Origin of the sequence: Amycolatopsis sp. NPDC049868, from assembly GCF_044461365.1 — a bacterium.
Classification (GTDB): Bacteria; Actinomycetota; Actinomycetes; order Mycobacteriales; family Pseudonocardiaceae; genus Amycolatopsis.
In genome coordinates, this window is record NZ_JBITKV010000003.1 from 215192 (window position 1) to 231772 (window position 16581).

A 16581-nucleotide genomic window follows, 5' to 3' on the forward strand; every position below is an offset into this window, starting at 1 on the left:
ATGCCCGGTAAAGCCGCCGTCACCGGAGAGGCCCCGAGCGCCATGGTGAGCACTGTCGACGACACCCGCTTCGCGGAACGCACCCCGCAGGGCCGTCTCACCGCGCAGCGCGGGCTCTACGCCGGCCCGTCCCCCATCGTCAGCAAGGACCTCTACGCCGAACTCGAATGGGGTACCGCCGTGCGCGAGCGCGGGGGCATCGCCATCGAGCCGGCGTCGAAGGTGTCCGGCAACACTTATTTCGGCCGTTTCCCCGCCAGCTACTGGCAGCGCTGGACCGACGTGACCGAGGTCCAGGTCGAGGCCGTCGTCACCGGTGACGGCCAGCTGTCCGTCGGCGCCTCCGACATCGAGGGCGACTCGCGTGTCGTCGCCGCCGAGGTCGTCGCGGGTGCGAAGCAGCAGAAGGTGACGCTCACCGCGAAGCTCGACAAGTTCTACGACGGCGGCGCGCTCTGGCTCGACATCGAGACCGAGGGCGGCCAGTCGCTGCGTGTCGAGAAGGTCCGCTGGACGGTCGAAGCGCCGGAGAAGATCCGCCCGACCGCGGTGACCATCTGCACGATGAACCGCGCCGACGACTGCCTGTCGAACCTGCAGGCGCTCGCCGCCGACGTCTCCTCGCTGGAGACGCTCGACGCGATCTACGTCGCCGACCAGGGCACCGACCTCGTCGAGTCGCGCGACGGCTTCGAGCAGGTCGCCAAGGACCTCGGTGACAAGCTGCACTACATCAAGCAGCCGAACCTCGGCGGCGCCGGCGGGTTCACCCGCGGCCTCTACGAGGTCGCCGGCCACACCGAGACCGAGCACGCGAACGTCCTGTTCATGGACGACGACGTGCTGCTCGAGCCGGATCTGGTGATCCGGATGACCGCGTTCTCCAACCGCACGGTCAACCCGGTCATCGTCGGCGGGCAGATGCTGAACCTGCTGCACCCGAACCAGCTGCACGTCGGCGCCGAATACGCCCGGCTGAACACGCTGGAGCCCGGCCAGCCGGTGCAGCACTCGCTCTCGACAGCCGACCTGCTCGGCGTCGACGAGGAGACCCTCAAGCCGAACCGCCAGGAACGCCGCCTCGACGCCGGGTACAACGGCTGGTGGTCGTGCCTGATCCCGTACGAGGTCGTCAAGGCCACGGGCTACCCGCTGCCGTTCTTCTTCCAGTGGGACGACGCGGAGTACAGCTACCGCGCGCGGGGAGCCGGCTTCCCGACGGTCACCCTTCCGGGCGCCGGCGTCTGGCACGCCGACTTCCACTGGAAGGACTGGGACGAGTGGCACCGCTACTTCAACCTGCGGAACTCGATCATCACCGCCGCGCTGCACTCGCCGTTCAACCTGAACCTGCTCTCGCGCGTGCTCATCGCGCAGCTGGTCCGGTACCTGCTCGGCATGCAGTACGGCCTGTCCGCCACGCTGATCAAGGCCGTCGAGGACTTCCTCGAAGGGCCGGAGGTCCTGCGTGACGGCGGCGTCGCCGCGATGAAGGAGATCCGCCGGATCCGCGACGAGTACCCCGAGACCAAGCGGCACAAGGCCACCGACGTCCCGGGTATCGCGTCGAACGACATCGGCATCATCAACAGCGCGCCGCGGCCCAGCATGCAGCGCCTGGTGCTGATCAAGCGGATCCTCGACCGGGTGCTCGGCCGCAGCCGCCACTCGCTCGGCGCGATCCCGATCGACGAGGCCCACTGGTGGCACGTCGCGACCTTCGACACCGCCGTCGTCACCGACGCTTCGCAGGAAGGCGTGCGGGTCCGCTCGTACGACCGCGCGAAGATGTTCGACCTGGCGCGCCGGGGCGCGAAGGTGATCCAGCGGCTCCGGAAGGAAGGCGCGGCGGTGCAGGAGCAGTACAAGCGCGCCATGCCCGAGCTGACCTCGCGGGACAACTGGAAGCGGCTTTACAAGCTGTAAGCGCGCTTCGCTTCACTGGCGTGCTAGGAAAGGCTCTTTCATTGCAAATTTTGCAATGAAAGAGCCTTTCCTAGCGTTCGGGGACGGCAGCCAAAAGGGGAGCAAGGGACCTTTAGTAACGCTAGCTTTCCTAGCGGCGCTAGACCCACGCATGGTCAAGTAAGGGTACCCTTACCGCATGACGGATCTGGTCACCCGAGCCCAAGCCCTCGCCGATGATCTCCTCTTCCCCGCGGCCACCGAAGTCGACCTCAAGGGCGAAGTGCCCTCAAGCCACTTCGACGCCCTCGCCGCCGAAGGCTTCTACGGTCTCGCGGCACCCAAGGAAGCCGGCGGTCCGGGCGCCGACCTCCCGACGATCGTCCAGGTCCTCGAAACGCTGGCGGGCGGCTGCCTCAGCACGATGTTCACCTGGATCCAGCACCACGGCCTGGTCGCGGCACTGGCCACGGCCGAGAACGCCGAACTGCGTGATCGCTACCTCCCGCCGCTGGTCAGCGGGGAACTCAAGGCCGGTGCCGCGTTCGCCGCGGTGATCCCGACCCCGCCCAGGCTGCGCGCGGAACGCGTCGAGGGCGGCTACCTGCTCGACGGCGAGGCCCCGTTCGTCAGCGGTTGGGGCATCATCGACCTGCTCCAGCTCTGCGCCCGCGACGGTGACACCGTCGTCAGCGCGATCATCGATCCGGTGGCGGGGGAGCAGCTGGAGGTCCGGCCGCTCGACCTCGTCGCGGCGCAGGGCACGTCCACCGTGCACCTCGGCTTCACCCGCTACTTCCTGCCCGACGACCGCGTCTACGGGAAGATCCCGCACGCGGACTTCGTCGCGGGCAACACCTTCGCCTCCCGGCTCAACGGCTGCGCGCCCCTCGGCCTCGCCGCCCGCGCCGCGCGGATCGTCGAGGAACTCGGGAAGGCCGACGTCGCCGCCGGGATCCGGAGCGAGATCGACGCCGTCCGCCTGCGGCTCGACGCGGCGCTCGCCGATCCGCCGTCGCTGCCCGCGGCCAGGGCGGCGGGCGCGGAGCTCGCCTTCCGGGCCGCGGGCGCGCTGGTCGCGGCCACCGGCAGCACGTCGGTACTCGCCGGACGACACCCCCAGCGGCTCGTCCGGGAAGCCACCTTCCTGCTGGTCGCCGCCAGCCGGCCGGAGATCAAGACGGGCCTGCTGGAACTCTTCTCCCGGGACTAGGGCGTGTTTCATAAGCCCAAGTTCGCGGTCTTCGCGCCCAGGCGGTCCCTGGCGGCACGGCGGGATGCGCCCGAGTACGACCCGGTACGAGGGCGACCCCGCCGCACCGCCAGGAACCACCTGGATCACGAAGCCCATCGAACTGGCATATGAAACACGCCCTAGTGCAGCCCGAACACCCGGGTCTTGCGGTTCAGGTCGTCGATGTAGGCGGCGGCGACGTGGGAGAAGTTGATCGCCACCTCGGAGTCGTCCTTCGTCTGGATCGTCTGCACCGAACCGGTGCGGACGAAATGCGAGAGATCCTTGGTCAGCCGTTCGGTTTCTTCCGTCGTGAGCGCGAAGAGCAGCGGCTCCCCGCCGGTGGCGAGATGGAGGACGAGCGCGGGTTTCTGGTCTGCCATGAATCCATGGCACCAGCCTTGATCACGGCCGGGCAAGCGGGTTCGCTGCGGGCGTATCGGGCACGTGGACTACGTTCATCCCGACGGACAAGACACCCGCGGGGGGAAATGGCGATGCCGCATTCGTTCTCGTTGTCGCTGGCGGCGGTGGACATCCTGCTCGAACACGGCCGGTTCGGGCCGGCGCCCGTCCCGTTCGAGGTACCGCACATCGGCACGACGACCGATCAGCGCGCGATGGTGCGTGAGGCCGTCTTCCGCGACCTCGAAGGCCGGGGCCTGATGCGCGGCGGCAGGCTTGACGCCGACGTCGAACTCGCGATCGCCACCTTCGCCAAACCACAGCTCGCCGTCTGGGCGGTCGCGCAGATGGACAAGGACAAGCAGCTGTTCGCGAGGGCGGCGACTAACGGGCAGTTCGCGGTCCTCGTGCGCCAGGACGAGAACCTGCTCGTGTTCGAGGAGACCAGGCCGACCGCGATCGTCGCGTCGATCGTCGACCTGCTGCCGCTCACCCCGGCTGGCCCCGGTCAGTCGGTCACCATCGCGAAGCCGGCGAGCGCGCCGAAGCGCCCTCGCAACGACGACGCGTACGACCCCTTCGCCAAGGTCAGCGGGCCGCGGTCGCACGGGTCGAACCCGCAGCAGCGGCAGGTGGAGCGGATCTTCGAGAAGCCGAAGACGCGAGTGGGCCAGTTCAGCGTGTTCATCCGCGGCGGCCAGGTCTTCCCGCCGCTGGCGTGGTTCGACACCGAAGCGGGCCGCTTCATGATGACTTCGCGCCAGGCGGCCGACGGGCAAAGCTGGCTGACCTACGCTCCCGCCGATAACGCGAGGATCGCTCAGCAGCTGTATGCCCAGCTCGAAGGGCAGTTCTGAAGCACGGGGAACCGGGGTGACGCCCGTTTCGTCACAGTTCCGGAGATCTTCGGCGATCGGTGAATCACCGTCGCGCTGAGTGCCCGGCTAGTAGACTGCCGGGCGATACGCACGGGCGAGCAGACGATGCAGTGGGGCGGGCGATGGCTTTCGAAGCGGACGGCGGACAGGCGGGACCGGACTTCTCGATCGGGCGCGCCATTGGCGCGGCGGCCAATTACGTGGAGACGGGCGGCCTGAACCAGGCCGCGATCGCCAAGGTGAGCGCCGAGACCCAGAAGCTGGTCTCGGCGGCCAAGAGCGGCGGTTTCAAGATCACCGCCGAAGGTGTCAAGCCGCTGCTCAAAGCGGTGCGCGACATGGGGACCGAGCTCACCAGGCTTGAGCGGCAGACGATCCGGCTCTCCGAAGCGCCGCAACTCGGCGACCACCCGTACGGCAGGGCCGTCGCGGCCCACGACCACAAGGGCGCCGCCCAGTCGGCCAATTCGGCGAGTGCGGTGCTCGGCAAGTTCAAGCAGGTCGTGCAGGACACCGAAGAAGCGCTGTTGCGTGCCTCCGGGCAGTACAAGAAGAAGGAACAAGAAACGGTCGAGGCGCTCGATCGGCTCAAGAACTGAGGCGGAATGAAGAAGCTGCTCCTCGTACCGCTGACCGCGGCCGCGCTCGTACTCGCGGCCTGTTCCACCGAAAAGCCGGGCACTCCCTCCGCGGCGCCGTCGTCACCCGCGCAAGGCGGCGAGTCCACCGCCCCGACGACGGCCACCGGCGGTGCCGACCCCGCGTCGATCGATCCGTGTTCGCTCCTCGGCGTGGCCGATCTCGCGTCGTACGGCACCTTCAAGGCGCCGGTTCCCCAGAATGACGCCGGTGCCCGCGGCTGCGAGTTCACCAAGGAGGCCGAGACGGCGGCGGACGCCGTTTCGCTCGGCGTCGACATCCGCGACAAGCAGGGCATCGACAGCGTCACCGACGGCGGGAACGGCAAGACCACCGGCAACGTCAACGGCCGCAAAGCGGTACTCGTCCCGAAACCTCCTTCGGGCTGCCTGATGGCGCTCGAAATCGGCGCCTCGGCCCGGGCCGACATCGTGGTCGTCGCCTCGGATCCGGAGAAGGCGTGCGGGATGGCGGAGAAGATCGCCGACATCGTCGAACCGAAGCTTCCGAAGGGCTAGGGGGAACAGAGGATGACCACCAACAAAGGTCAGATGACCGAGCAGGAGTACGTCAGCGGTCTCTCGCCCCAGGCCCGGGACCAGTACTACCGGGACAAGGCGAGCGGCGAGGGCGGCGACGGACCGTTCGGCATCTTCCAGCGGTTGATCGCCCAGGGCAGGGCTCAGCAGCAGTCCGAAGACGTCGGGAACAAGAATGTCGACGAGCTGACCAAGAACAAGGACGTCAAGTACGTCGAGGGGCTCGAGCCGCCGAACGGCGACTACCTCGGCTACGACCACGAGAAGCTCGAACAGTTCGTCAACAGCAACCTCAACGTCGAGCAGGTCTCCGAGGTCTCGACCGCGTACCACGAGATCCACAAGGCCTTCGACACCTTCTCGAGGACGATGGACCAGGCCGTCGCCACCTCGCAGGGGACCTGGGAAGGTGACGCGGCGGGCAGCGCGCAGGGCTACTTCAAGAGCCTCAGCAAGTGGTCCGAGGCGAACTCCCAGAACGCCAAGCTCGCCTCCGAGACGATCTACGACCAGGGCACCGCGGCCTCCACCGTGAAGAACACGATGCCCAAACCGATCCCCTTCAACTGGAAGGAAGAGGTCGGGGGGTGGATGACGTCGAACCCGTTCAACCTCGGCGAGAACATCGACAAGTCCATCCAGAAGCAGCAGGACAGCCAGGAGGCCCACACTCAGGCGGCCTCCGCCATGAACAGCTACGACAAGTCCTTGTACGAGGCCGCGTCGAAGCAGCCGGTGTTCGCCGAGCCGCCGAAGTTCGGCGAGGGCGGCGGTGGCGGGATCGACGACCCGGGCAAGCCGCAGCCGTACCAGGTCCCGCCCGGCTCGAACACGCCCGGCTCCAACAACCCCGGCAACACCTACATCCCGCCCGGCAGCGGTGGCGGGGGTAGCGGCGGTGGCGGAGGCGGTGGTGGCGGCTACGGCTCCAACCTGCCCGGCCCGGGCAGCACCACGGGGTCCGGCAGCCTGCCGTCAGGCACGACGCCGTCCGGTTTCCAGAACGGCCCGGCGCCGATCACCACGCCCGGCCCCAACAACAACACCGCGATGCCGATCAGCCCGATGCCGATGGCGCCGCCCATGATGGGCGGCATGGGTGACTCGGACCACAACAGCCGAACCGGCCGCGGTGGCGGCGGGAGCGGGTTCGGCCCCGGCAGCGGCGGCGGTTCCACACCCGGTTCGGGTTCCGCGTCCGGTGCGGCCCGGCCCGGCGGTATCGGTGCCGCCGAAGCGGCCGCCGGCCGCGGTATGGGCGGTCTCGGCGGTGGCGCCGCCGGTCGTGGCGGACCGGGGATGGGCGGCGGCATGGGTGGCCGCGGTCAGCAGTCGGACGGGGACGACGACACCGAGCACCAGCGTCCGACGTACCTCGTCGAGGGCGACCCCGACGAGGTCTTCGGGACCGACATGCGCACCGCGCCGCCGGTCATCGGCGAGTAGACGTATCCGAAAAGGCCCTTCCTCGCGCCAGGCGCGAGGAAGGGCCTTTTCGTTTTCGAGGTCAGCGTCCGAACTGCGCGACGTACGGGTCGCGGTCGTAACGCAGGCCGGACCGGCCGACCGAGTGCACCAGGTTCTCCCAGAACCGGTTTCCGGTCAGCGGCGCTCGCACGGAAGCCAGCATTTCCTGGATCTCAGGCCGCGCGAGGGAACGCCTCGCGGACGCGATCTCCTCCGCGGGGACCACGCCCTCGGTCGCCGCGGACAGCTCTTCCGGAGTGCCCCGGCCGGCATCCGCGATGGTCCAGGCGACCGAGAGCAGCTTGTCGTGACCCATCGGCCCGCCTTCGATCGAGATCGAGTGCGACGCCAGCGGACCGGCCAAGCCGAGGTCGTCGACCACCTTGTAGTCGTAGGGCAGCAGCATGCCGGGGAAACCGAGCGCGCCGGGAGAGGAGACCACGGTCCGGTCCCGGGCCGGCACGACGAGCCATCGATGGCCGACCGACACCGCGACGACCGGCCCCTGTTCACCTTCCATGGCCTTGGCCAGCTCCGGCAGATACCCGGGGACCTGAGCGGCGTCCTCGGCCAGGATCGGATGAGACTTGGCCGTGGTGTCGAGCCAGAAGACGCGGGAATCGGTGATGGCGTGGGCGCCGATCTTGTGCTCGATCGCCGAGGGCGCCCGCAACCAGCCCCCGCTCACCACGGCCCAAACGCCGAGCACCAGCAGTGGCAGCGCGGTCCACTTGCTCAGCGGTACGGCGAGAACCGGGAGGAGAAGCAGCAAGAGCGACGGAAGCAGCATCCGGCCGTGCATGTAGTCACCGCCGACGCGCGTGACGTAGAAGAGCAGGCAGAGCGCGGCGATGACCGGCATCACGACCACGATGGTCGTCGCCCGCGTCAGCTTCCGGAGCACCAAGGCCGCGAGGACCACCAGCGTGAGCAGCGGGATCACCAGCAGGTACGGGTCGAGCAGATCGGCGATGTAGAAGAATCCCCGGTCCCAGCGGGCCTTCGAGGCTTCCTTCGCCAGCGCCGTATTCGGTGTGATCAGGCCGTAGTAGCCCATCCGGAAGATCTGATAGCCGACCGGCAGTACGCCTGCCACGAGAATCCAGAGCAGGGCGCGTTTCCAGCCCGGCTTGGCGATGAGGAGCAAGGCGACGCCCCCCAGCGCCGTCACCAGTGCGAATTCGGGGCGGACCAGCGGGCCGAGGCCGAGAATGAAGACCGTCGCCCATGGTCGCGTGTCAGGCCGGGTGGCGTGGCGGACCAAGAGCCACCACACGCCGGCGAGCCAGCAGGTGACGAGGCCGGTTTCGAGGCCCGATGTCGCGAAGTCCCAGAACGGGGAGAGGCCGAGCAGCAAGAGTGCTCCGGCGGGCAAAATCGGTTTCGAAGGGTGCAGGCGCCGCGCGCCGTCGAGGCCGAGCGCCATTCCGGCGACCGCGAAGAGCAGTCCGAGAAGGACGGCGGCCCATTCGAGCCGGACGCCGAGGAGACCGGGAAGTGCGACGAGGTATGTCCAAAGGGTGCTGGTGTTCGCTTCGACGCGTTCACCGGCGTTGAAGACCGGACCGTTGCCGTCCAAGAGGTTCTGCACGGTCCGCAGCACGATCAGTCCGTCGTCGCACACCCATCTTCGGTTCCAGGCGATGACCGCGAACAAGGCCACGACCAGCCCGATGGTGACGAAATTCCAGTCGAACCGGCGGCTGGGTCTGTGTCTCGATCTAGGTCTCGCTTCGGTGGTTTCCAGCGCGAGTGCAGGTGTGTTCACGACCTGAGCACGCCTGAAGCCGGGCACAGGTTGCCCGGCCACCAGGTCCTTCGTGGAGCTCAGTAGCGGTAGAACTTCTCCTTGCGGCCCTGGCGAACCAGCTTGAGCCACTGCAGGAAAGCCTTCGGATCCCGCTTCACGCCGACGAAGTACAGGCCGAACCGCAGCACTTCGAGCGCGCCGATCTTGCGCATGCCCGGCTGGGACAGCAGGTACCCGCGGTTTCGGTAGGTGTAGTAGCGCTTGACCTCGTTTTCCGGATCCTGCGCGTGGAACCGCCCACCCAGCATCGGCTTGAACTCGTCCGAGCCGTCCGGGTGCAGGTACGCGGTCTTGAGCGAGGTGCCGAACGGCAGCCCGGAACGCACCAGGCGCCGGTGCAGCTCGACCTCGTCGCCGCGGAAGAACAGCCGCAGATCCGGCACGCCGACGACGTCCAAAGTGGACGCCCGGAACAACGCGCCGTTCATCAGCGAGGCGATCCCCGGCAGGAAGTCGACGCCCAGCTCCGACGACGAACGCTTCCAGGTCAGCCCGCGCCGCAACGGGAACGCGAGCTTGTCCGGCGCGTCGATGTTGGACACCACCGGGGAGATCTCGGCCAGATCCCGCTTCTCGGCCTCGTCCAGCAGGATCGCGAGGACGTTCTCGTCGGCGGGACGGCCGTCGTCGTCGGCCAGCCAGATCCAGTCCGCGCCAAGGGAAAGCGCGTGCAACATGCCGAGCGCGAACCCGCCCGCACCGCCGAGGTTGCGGTGCGAAGGCAGGTACGTGAAGGGAAGCGGGTAGTTCTCGACGATGTCCCGCGCCGACTTGTCCGGCCCGTTGTCGACCACGACGAGGTGATCGACCGGCCGGGTCTGCGCGGCGATCACCTTGAGCGAGTCCGCGAGCAGTTCCCGTCGATGGCGCGTGACGACTACGCCGACGACGGCGCCTTCGGGCAACTGCCGGGTCTCGCTGGTCATCCTTGGCCACCGTTCGTCAGCGACACCGGCTGCGGGTCGGGCTCGATACCGAACCGCTCCAGCGTCTCCTTGCTCATGTTCTCGAACGGGTCGCGCCCCTTGTAGCCGGTGAGCACTTCGCGCAGCGAACCGCGCTGCTTGACGTGCCCCTCGTCCATCCAGATGGCGGAGTCGCAGAGCTCGAAGAGGAACTCGTCCGAGTGGCTGGCGAACACCAGGATGCCCGACCGCTTCACGAGATCCTTGAGCCGGTCCTTCGCCTTGTTGAGGAACGCCGCGTCGACCGCGCCGATACCCTCGTCGAGGATCAGGATCTCCGGGTCGATCGAGGTGACCACGCCCAGCGCCAGGCGGACGCGCATACCGGTCGAGTACGTCCGCAGCGGCATCTGCAGGTAGTCGCCGAGTTCGGTGAACTCCGCGATGTCGTCGACCCGGGCTTCCATCTGCTTCGCGGTCATCCCGAGGAACAGGCCGCGGATGATGATGTTCTCCATCCCGGAGATCTCCGGGTCCATGCCGATGCCGAGGTCGAAGACCGGCGCGATCTTGCCGGAGATCTTCGCCGAGCCGCGGGTGGGCTCGTAGATCCCGGACAGCAACCGCAGCAGCGTCGACTTCCCGGCGCCGTTGTGGCCGACGAGGCCGACTCGGTCCCCTTCGCGGAGCTGGAGACTCACGTCGTGCAGGGCTTCGATGATCGGGACCTTGCTCTCGGTGCCGATCTTGCCGCCGACCTTGCCCAGCACCTTTTTCTTCATGGAGCGGGTCTTCGCGTCGAAAATGGGGAAGTCGACGTAGGCGTTGTGCACATCAATGCTGACCATCTGTCACACCCAATAAGAGACGCGGGAACGGTAATTGCGCATCGCGACCAGCGCGAGACCCCAGCCGACGACGGTGATGCCGAGCACCACGAACCAGCTGTTGAGGCTGACGGCCTGGCCGATCAGCGGCGCGCGCACGATCTGGATGAAGTGGAAGAGCGGATTGCCGTAGACATACGGCAAGGCCCACGAAACGCCGTCACGGGCGCCGCCCGCCATCAGCTGGTCGATCGGCCAGACGATCGGCGTCATGTAGAAGAGCAGCTGGATGAGCGAGTTGATCACCTGCGGGATGTCGCGGTAGCGGGTCGAGATGATGCCCAGCAGCAGGGTGACCCAGCCGGCGTTCAGCGCGAGCACCAGGATGCCGGGGATCGCGCTCAGCGAGTACCAGCCGAGACCGGGGTGGCAAAGCGCGCCGTTGACGCACGCGCCGCTCATCGCGTACGGCTGGTCCAGGCTGGTGAAGAAGATCGCGACCACGATGACGTAGACGATCAGGTTGTGCGCCAGCATCAGCGTCTGCCGCCACACCGTGCGGAGGACGTACACCGAAAGCGGCGCCGGGAGCTGTTTGATCAGCCCCTCGTTGGAGATGAAGGTCTCCATGCCCTCGGAAAGGCAGCCGCTGATGAAGCCCCAGATGATGAACCCGGTGCTGATGTAGGGAAGGAACGTCGCCGTCGGCAGGTTGAACAACTGTGAGTACAGAAGCCCCAGGCCGAGCGCGATGACACCCTGGCTGATGGTGATCCAGAACGGGCCGATCACCGAGCGGCGATAGCGCTGTTTGATGTCCTGCCAGCCGAGGTGTCCCCACAGCTCTTTGGCGGCGAACCCGGTCTTGATGTCGGCGAACGCGCGCGAAAAGGTCTTGCTGTCCGAAATCGGCGGAACCGAGGTCGGCGCAGCACTGTCGGCGGCGTGAACCGTGCTGGTGGCATGCACGGGAACGAGGGTACCGATGGGGCCGATGGTGCCTGGGGCGCCCCGTCCCGACCACGGAACGCTACCGACGGATTCGAACCCGAACGCGGTGCGTGTGCTGGTACTTTCTGCCCTCATGACTGCTGCACTCGGCGACGCGAGCCTGATGGTCAATCTGCTCGCCGCATACGCCGACCGGCCGGAGCCCCGTTCGGTGGCCGTGGTCGGGAATCAGCCGCTTCCGCCGGACCCCCGGCGGGCGAAGGCCATCGACGCGTGTGACCTCGTGATCCGCGTCAACGGCTTCGTCGTGGACGAGCCGGGCGGCCCCGAGACGGTCGGCAGCCGCGTGCACGTCGTGGTGTTCAACCGCGCCGTCCGCGCCACCAAGCACGTCTTCCGTGACTACCGCAAGCGGCTCTACCTGCTGGTCGAGCCGGGCCGGATGCACTGGGAGCCCGAAGACATCCCGGGCTGGTGGCCGGGAGACCTCGGCTACGTGCCGGTGCCGAACCGCGAGGTCGTCCTGCCGCTGTCCGACGCCCTCGGGCTGCCGAGCCGCGAAGAGGGCCTGTGGTCGACCACCGGGACGCTGGCCGCCTGGATCGCGCGCACCTCGTTCCCGCATGCCACGCTGGTCCTGTCCGGGTTCTCGTTCATCGACGACCCGGCCCAGACCCACTGGGAGCACGCCGCGGGCGACTCCTGCATCGTCGGACCCGAGCACCGCATCGCCGCCGAGGGCAGGTTGCTGGACTCGTGGACGAAGACCGGCGAAACCGAACTCCTGCGCTGAACTCCCAGCCAGCCCATCCCGAGAAGGAACACCCCATGGCAGTGCAGAAACTCCGCAGAGGCGTGATCGGCCGGATCGCCCGGCTCATCGACTTCCGGATCGACGAGCGGCTTCGCGACCTCAACGGGCGCGTCAACGACCTCGAACACGCCACCGCGGACCACCGCCGTCGGCTCGACGGCGCCGAGAGCGGCCTCGAACACGCCCGCGGCGACCTGCGCTGGACCCGCGCCGAGCTGGACCGCCTGATCCCGAGCGTCGCGGCCCAGGAGGCCCAGCTGGAGGACCTGCGCGAGTCGCTGTCGCTGCCGGTGCACGCCGACAAGGCCGAGCTGGCCGAGGCGCGCAGCCTGATCCAGGAGATCCAGCGCCAGCACGCCCAGATCCGCGTCCGGCTCGCCGGGATCGCCCGGTACGAGGACCGGCTGCGCCGGATCGAGGACACCATCACCGTCCCGGCAGGCGAATGACCGGCCTGCTGGTCGAAGCCGGGGAGGACGACCTCGACCGGATCCGCCGGTGGCGCAACCATCCGTCGGTCCGGCGGGTCAGCTTCACCACGCACGAGATCGGTGTCGAGGAACACCGTGGCTGGTTCGAGGCCGTCCGTGCGGACCCGAGCCGTCGTGTCCTCGTCTACCGGCACGGCGGCGTGCCCGCCGGTGTCGTGCTGTTCAGCGACATCGACACCGAGGCGGGAAGCGCGGAATGGCACTTCTACCTGGACGTCGAGGGCCTCGGCCGGGAAATCCTGCCCGCTTGGCTCAAGCTGGAGGGCGCCGCCGTCGACTACGGCTTCGACGTGCTCGGCCTGAACCTGCTCGGCGGCGCGACGCTCGCGGACAACCGGCAGGTGCTGCAGCTCCACAAGCGATTCGGCTTCACCGAAACACGCAGGTATGTTCGAGAGGTCGACGGTGAGCCGCGTGAGGTCGTCTGGACCGAACTGCGTGCCACCGACCGCCGGACCAGGAAGACGAGGTAGTCCCACCCCGATGACCGCCAGCGAGGTGCGCATCGGCGCACATGTCCTCTCGACGGCGCATCCGCCGTTCGTGATCGCCGAAATGTCCGGTAACCACAACGGTGACCTCGGCCGGGCACTGGAGATCGTCGACGCGATCGCCGAAACCGGCGCGCAGGCGGTCAAACTGCAGACCTACCGGCCGGACACGATCACCATCGACGTGGACACGCCGGACTTCCGGATCGGCGACACACATTCGCTCTGGGGTGGCGAGAACCTCTACAAGCTTTACGAGCGCGCCCACACCCCATGGGAATGGCACGAGCCGCTGTTCGAGCGCGCCCGTGCCCGCGGCCTCGAAATCTTCTCCAGCCCGTTCGACCCGACCGCGGTCGACCTGCTGGAGTCGCTGGATGCGCCCGCGTACAAGATCGCGTCGTCGGAGATCGTCGATCTGCCGCTGATCGAACTGTGCGCGAAGACCGGCAAACCGCTGATCATCTCGACCGGGATGGCCAGCGTCGCCGAGATCGACGCGGCGGTCCGGACCGCGCGTGAGGCGGGCAACGACCAGCTGATCGTGCTCGGCTGCACCGCCAGCTACCCGGCGTCGCCCGCCGAGAGCAACCTGCGCGGCCTGCCCGTCCTGGCGGGGGTGACCGGGACGCTCGTCGGCCTGTCGGACCACACGCCCGGTATCGGCGCCCCGCTGGCGGCCGTCGCGCTGGGCGCCGTCGCCATCGAGAAGCATGTGACGCTGGCCAGGAACGACGGTGGCGTCGACTCGGAGTTCTCGCTGGAGCCTGCCGAACTGGCCGCACTGGTCACCGAATCGCACCGCGCGTGGGAGGCGCTGGGCGCCGCCGTGATCGGGCCGCGCGAGAGCGAGAAGGAAGGCCTCCGGTTCCGGCGTTCCCTTTACGTCGTCGAGGATGTGCGCGCGGGGGACACCGTGACGCGGGAGAACGTCCGGTCGATCCGGCCGGCCGGCGGGCTGGCACCCGCCGAGATCGTGAACGTACTCGGCCGCACGTTCTCCTCGGACGTCCCGAAGGGCACCGCGCTCACCTGGGGCCTGATCTAGCGGAAGAAGCCGTGGACCTCGTCGATGACGCGGTCCACGTCGGCGTCGGTCAGCGCCGGGAAGAGCGGCAGCGAAAGCTCCTGGCTGTAGTACAGCTCCGCGTTCGGGCACATCCCGCGCCGGTACCCGAGGTCCTCGAACACCGGATGCCAGTACGCGGGGATGTAGTTGACCTGTACGCCGATGCCCTTGCCGCGCAAGTGATCGAACAGCGCGCGACGACGTCCTTCGAGGACTCGCAGCGGGTACAGGTGCCACACCGGGTCCGCGCCTTCACGTACCGCGGGCGTCAGTACTCCGTCCAATGAGGACAGTGCCGTGGTGTAGCGCGCGTGGATCTCCGCGCGGCGCTTCTTGAACTCGGCGAGCCTGCGCAGCTGGCTGCTTCCCAAGGCGCACAACACATCCGGCAGCCGGTAGTTCAGGCCGAACTCGTGCACTTCCTGGTGCCACGCGCCCTCGTCCGGATAACGCTGCGACGCCTTGTCCCGCACCAGCCCATGGTTGCGGAAACCGCGGGCGCGGGTCAGCAGCTCGTCCGAACCGGCGACCACCGCGCCGCCTTCGGCCGTGGTGAGGTTCTTGGTGGGGAAGAAGGAGAACGTCGTGAGGTCGGCGAGCGAGCCGACCGGCCTGCCCTGCCAGCTTCCGCCGACGGAATGCGCGGCGTCCTCCAGCAGCAGCGCGCCGTTGTCACGGGCGATACGGCCGAGTTCGTCCAGCTCGGCGGGGTGGCCGGCGTAGTCCACGGCCGCGACGACCTTGGTCCGCCCGGTGACGGCCGCCGAAGCCGCCGCCGGGTCGAGGTTGCCGGTGTCCGCCTCGACATCGGCGAACACGACCTTGCCGCCGAGCAGAGCCGCGGTCGCGGCGGTGGCGACGAACGTCATCGGTGACGTGACGACCTCGTCGCCAGGGCCGATCCCGGCCGCCGCGTACGCGACGTGGAGCGCGGCTGTGCCCGAGGTGACGGCCACGGCGGGCGTGCCGCCGGTGTGCTCCGCGAGGTCCTCTTCGAAGCGCGTGACAGCGGGGCCGGTGGTCAGCCAGTCACCGCGCAGCACCTCGGTGACCGCGGCGATGTCCTCGTCCGAAACGGACTGACGGCCGTAGGGCAGGAAGTCCGTCGACGTGCTCTTTCCCGCGGAGGCGGCATCGGACTCAGCCATACTGCTCGACCAGGTCGCGCAGTTCCTCGGCGTCCAGCCAGAGGTCGTTCGTGTCCGAGCGGTACGCGAAGTTCTCCGGCACGGCTTTGCCGTCCGACGGCGGCTCGTAGCCCCAGCCCGCGATATGCGGCTGCACGACGTAGCGGTCGCTGAGCTGCACCGTACGGCGGGCGTCGTCGGGGGCGATCATCTCTTCGTGCAGCTTCTCACCGGGCCGGATGCCGACCTCGTGCATCGGCGAGCCGGGTGCGATCGCCTGCGCGAGCTCGACCAGCCGCATGCTCGGGATCCGCGGCACGTACAGCTCGCCGCCGTTCATCTGGTCGAACGAGTCGACCACGAACTGCACGGCCTGCGGGAGCGTGATCCAGAACCGGGTCATCTCCTTGTGCGTGATCGGCAGCGACTCGCCCTTGGCCGCGAGCGCGCGGAAGAACGGGATCACGCTGCCGCGCGAGCCCATCACGTTGCCGTAGCGGACCACGGAGAACCTGGTCGGATGCGTCGCGGCGTAGTGGTTCGCGCTGATGAACATCCGGTCGGCGCACAGTTTCGTGGCGCCGTAGAGGTTGATCGGGCTGGACGCCTTGTCCGTCGACAGCGCGACGACCTTCTTCACCCCGGTGTCGATCGCGGCCTCGATGACGTGCTGCGAGCCGACGACGTTGGTCTGCACGAATTCGAACGGGTTGTACTCACCCGTGTCGACCTGCTTCAGCGCGGCGGCGTGCACCACGTAGTCGACGCCGTGCATGGCGCGCTCGAGGCGGCGGCGGTCCCGGATGTCTCCGATGAACCAGCGCAGCCGCGGGTCGTTGTCGAACTGCTGGCGCGCTTCGTACTGCTTGAGCTCGTCGCGGGAGAGCACGACCAGCCGTCGCGGGTTCAGCTCGGCCAGGGCGTAGGTGATGAACGCCTTGCCGAACGAACCGGTCCCGCCGGTGAGCAGGATGCTGGAGCCATCCAGCTCGGACATCGTTGACCTCCGCGTTTCGGTGCTACTGCCGC

At 68.2% G+C, this 16581-nt stretch carries 17 protein-coding genes; 10 read left to right on the top strand and 7 right to left on the bottom strand.

Features of this window, described 5'->3' with window-relative positions; all coding sequences use genetic code 11:
• Both ACIBTM_RS14425 and ACIBTM_RS14430 read left to right on the top strand, forming a co-directional pair.
• Window positions 1–1926 (top strand): glycosyltransferase, encoded by a 1926-nt coding sequence (locus ACIBTM_RS14425; protein WP_395876969.1) that lies wholly within the window; start codon window positions 1–3, stop codon window positions 1924–1926.
• A 178-nt stretch (window positions 1927–2104) separates the two neighbouring features.
• Window positions 2105–3118 (top strand): acyl-CoA dehydrogenase family protein, encoded by a 1014-nt coding sequence (locus ACIBTM_RS14430; protein WP_395876970.1) that lies wholly within the window; start codon window positions 2105–2107, stop codon window positions 3116–3118.
• A gap of 161 nt (window positions 3119–3279) precedes the next feature.
• Here ACIBTM_RS14430 and ACIBTM_RS14435 read toward each other — a convergent pair whose 3' ends face one another.
• On the bottom strand, window positions 3280–3522 hold the full coding sequence (locus tag ACIBTM_RS14435; protein ID WP_037315352.1) for a hypothetical protein: 243 nt from the start codon (window positions 3520–3522) through the stop codon (window positions 3280–3282).
• 114 nt (window positions 3523–3636) lie between these two features.
• Here ACIBTM_RS14435 and ACIBTM_RS14440 point away from each other — a divergent pair, with 114 nt between their 5' ends.
• From ACIBTM_RS14440 to ACIBTM_RS14455, 4 genes are all read left to right on the top strand, one after another.
• A complete protein-coding gene (locus ACIBTM_RS14440) occupies window positions 3637–4401 on the top strand; it encodes an ESX secretion-associated protein EspG (protein WP_395876971.1) in 765 nt (254 codons plus the stop codon).
• A gap of 143 nt (window positions 4402–4544) precedes the next feature.
• On the top strand, window positions 4545–5021 hold the full coding sequence (locus ACIBTM_RS14445; protein WP_395876972.1) for a hypothetical protein: 477 nt from the start codon (window positions 4545–4547) through the stop codon (window positions 5019–5021).
• 6 nt (window positions 5022–5027) lie between these two features.
• Complete coding sequence (locus ACIBTM_RS14450) at window positions 5028–5579, top strand: DUF3558 family protein (RefSeq protein ID WP_395876973.1); 552 nt, start codon at window positions 5028–5030, stop codon at window positions 5577–5579.
• A 12-nt stretch (window positions 5580–5591) separates the two neighbouring features.
• On the top strand, window positions 5592–7046 hold the full coding sequence (locus ACIBTM_RS14455) for a WXG100 family type VII secretion target (protein WP_395876974.1): 1455 nt from the start codon (window positions 5592–5594) through the stop codon (window positions 7044–7046).
• 61 nt (window positions 7047–7107) lie between these two features.
• On the opposite strand, the gene ACIBTM_RS14460 is transcribed toward ACIBTM_RS14455, so the two are convergent.
• Genes ACIBTM_RS14460 through ACIBTM_RS14475 form a run of 4 tightly spaced genes read right to left on the bottom strand, consistent with a single transcriptional unit; the run spans window position 7108 to window position 11578 of the window.
• Window positions 7108–8835 (bottom strand): arabinofuranosyltransferase, encoded by a 1728-nt coding sequence (locus ACIBTM_RS14460; RefSeq protein WP_395876975.1) that lies wholly within the window; start codon window positions 8833–8835, stop codon window positions 7108–7110.
• Window positions 8836–8894: 59 nt separating this feature from the next.
• On the bottom strand, window positions 8895–9803 hold the full coding sequence (locus ACIBTM_RS14465) for a glycosyltransferase (protein WP_395876976.1): 909 nt from the start codon (window positions 9801–9803) through the stop codon (window positions 8895–8897).
• A complete protein-coding gene (locus ACIBTM_RS14470; RefSeq protein ID WP_395876977.1) occupies window positions 9800–10630 on the bottom strand; it encodes an ABC transporter ATP-binding protein in 831 nt (276 codons plus the stop codon). Before ACIBTM_RS14470 ends, ACIBTM_RS14465 begins: the two co-directional genes overlap by 4 nt.
• Before the next feature lie 3 nt (window positions 10631–10633).
• Window positions 10634–11578 (bottom strand): ABC transporter permease, encoded by a 945-nt coding sequence (locus ACIBTM_RS14475; RefSeq protein WP_395876978.1) that lies wholly within the window; start codon window positions 11576–11578, stop codon window positions 10634–10636.
• Between the two features lie 145 nt (window positions 11579–11723).
• Here ACIBTM_RS14475 and ACIBTM_RS14480 point away from each other — a divergent pair, with 145 nt between their 5' ends.
• The 4 genes from ACIBTM_RS14480 to pseI are packed head-to-tail and all read left to right on the top strand — an operon-like array spanning window position 11724 to window position 14404.
• Complete coding sequence (locus ACIBTM_RS14480; protein WP_038507558.1) at window positions 11724–12353, top strand: hypothetical protein; 630 nt, start codon at window positions 11724–11726, stop codon at window positions 12351–12353.
• A gap of 35 nt (window positions 12354–12388) precedes the next feature.
• Window positions 12389–12823 carry a hypothetical protein gene (locus tag ACIBTM_RS14485; protein ID WP_395876979.1) on the top strand — a complete coding sequence of 145 codons (435 nt, stop codon included), beginning with the start codon at window positions 12389–12391 and terminating at the stop codon, window positions 12821–12823.
• A complete protein-coding gene (locus ACIBTM_RS14490) occupies window positions 12820–13338 on the top strand; it encodes a GNAT family N-acetyltransferase (RefSeq protein ID WP_395876980.1) in 519 nt (172 codons plus the stop codon). The genes ACIBTM_RS14485 and ACIBTM_RS14490 overlap by 4 nt, the downstream gene beginning before the upstream one ends.
• 10 nt (window positions 13339–13348) lie before the next feature.
• Window positions 13349–14404, top strand: a complete 1056-nt coding sequence (pseI, locus tag ACIBTM_RS14495; protein WP_395876981.1) for a pseudaminic acid synthase — start codon at window positions 13349–13351, stop codon at window positions 14402–14404.
• On the opposite strand, the gene ACIBTM_RS14500 is transcribed toward pseI, so the two are convergent.
• Together ACIBTM_RS14500 and pseB are read right to left on the bottom strand one after the other, a co-directional pair.
• Window positions 14401–15573, bottom strand: a complete 1173-nt coding sequence (locus tag ACIBTM_RS14500) for a DegT/DnrJ/EryC1/StrS family aminotransferase (RefSeq protein WP_395876982.1) — start codon at window positions 15571–15573, stop codon at window positions 14401–14403. The genes pseI and ACIBTM_RS14500 overlap by 4 nt on opposite strands.
• On the bottom strand, window positions 15566–16549 hold the full coding sequence (pseB, locus tag ACIBTM_RS14505) for a UDP-N-acetylglucosamine 4,6-dehydratase (inverting) (protein WP_037333402.1): 984 nt from the start codon (window positions 16547–16549) through the stop codon (window positions 15566–15568). Before pseB ends, ACIBTM_RS14500 begins: the two co-directional genes overlap by 8 nt.
• Window positions 16550–16581: the final 32 nt, after the last annotated feature.

Excerpts from the sequence above, each read along its gene's own strand:
- ACIBTM_RS14425 (WP_395876969.1), top strand. The coding sequence starts at position 1 with ATGCCCGGTAAAGCCGCCGTCACCGGAGAGGCCCCGAGCGCCATGGTG.
- ACIBTM_RS14430 (WP_395876970.1), top strand. The coding sequence starts at position 2,105 with ATGACGGATCTGGTCACCCGAGCCCAAGCCCTCGCCGATGATCTCCTC.
- ACIBTM_RS14435 (WP_037315352.1), bottom strand. The coding sequence starts at position 3,522 with ATGGCAGACCAGAAACCCGCGCTCGTCCTCCATCTCGCCACCGGCGGG.
- ACIBTM_RS14440 (WP_395876971.1), top strand. The coding sequence starts at position 3,637 with ATGCCGCATTCGTTCTCGTTGTCGCTGGCGGCGGTGGACATCCTGCTC.
- ACIBTM_RS14445 (WP_395876972.1), top strand. The coding sequence starts at position 4,545 with ATGGCTTTCGAAGCGGACGGCGGACAGGCGGGACCGGACTTCTCGATC.
- ACIBTM_RS14450 (WP_395876973.1), top strand. The coding sequence starts at position 5,028 with ATGAAGAAGCTGCTCCTCGTACCGCTGACCGCGGCCGCGCTCGTACTC.
- ACIBTM_RS14455 (WP_395876974.1), top strand. The coding sequence starts at position 5,592 with ATGACCACCAACAAAGGTCAGATGACCGAGCAGGAGTACGTCAGCGGT.
- ACIBTM_RS14465 (WP_395876976.1), bottom strand. The coding sequence starts at position 9,803 with ATGACCAGCGAGACCCGGCAGTTGCCCGAAGGCGCCGTCGTCGGCGTA.
- ACIBTM_RS14470 (WP_395876977.1), bottom strand. The coding sequence starts at position 10,630 with ATGGTCAGCATTGATGTGCACAACGCCTACGTCGACTTCCCCATTTTC.
- ACIBTM_RS14480 (WP_038507558.1), top strand. The coding sequence starts at position 11,724 with ATGGTCAATCTGCTCGCCGCATACGCCGACCGGCCGGAGCCCCGTTCG.
- ACIBTM_RS14485 (WP_395876979.1), top strand. The coding sequence starts at position 12,389 with ATGGCAGTGCAGAAACTCCGCAGAGGCGTGATCGGCCGGATCGCCCGG.
- ACIBTM_RS14490 (WP_395876980.1), top strand. The coding sequence starts at position 12,820 with ATGACCGGCCTGCTGGTCGAAGCCGGGGAGGACGACCTCGACCGGATC.
- pseI (WP_395876981.1), top strand. The coding sequence starts at position 13,349 with ATGACCGCCAGCGAGGTGCGCATCGGCGCACATGTCCTCTCGACGGCG.
- ACIBTM_RS14500 (WP_395876982.1), bottom strand. The coding sequence starts at position 15,573 with ATGGCTGAGTCCGATGCCGCCTCCGCGGGAAAGAGCACGTCGACGGAC.
- pseB (WP_037333402.1), bottom strand. The coding sequence starts at position 16,549 with ATGTCCGAGCTGGATGGCTCCAGCATCCTGCTCACCGGCGGGACCGGT.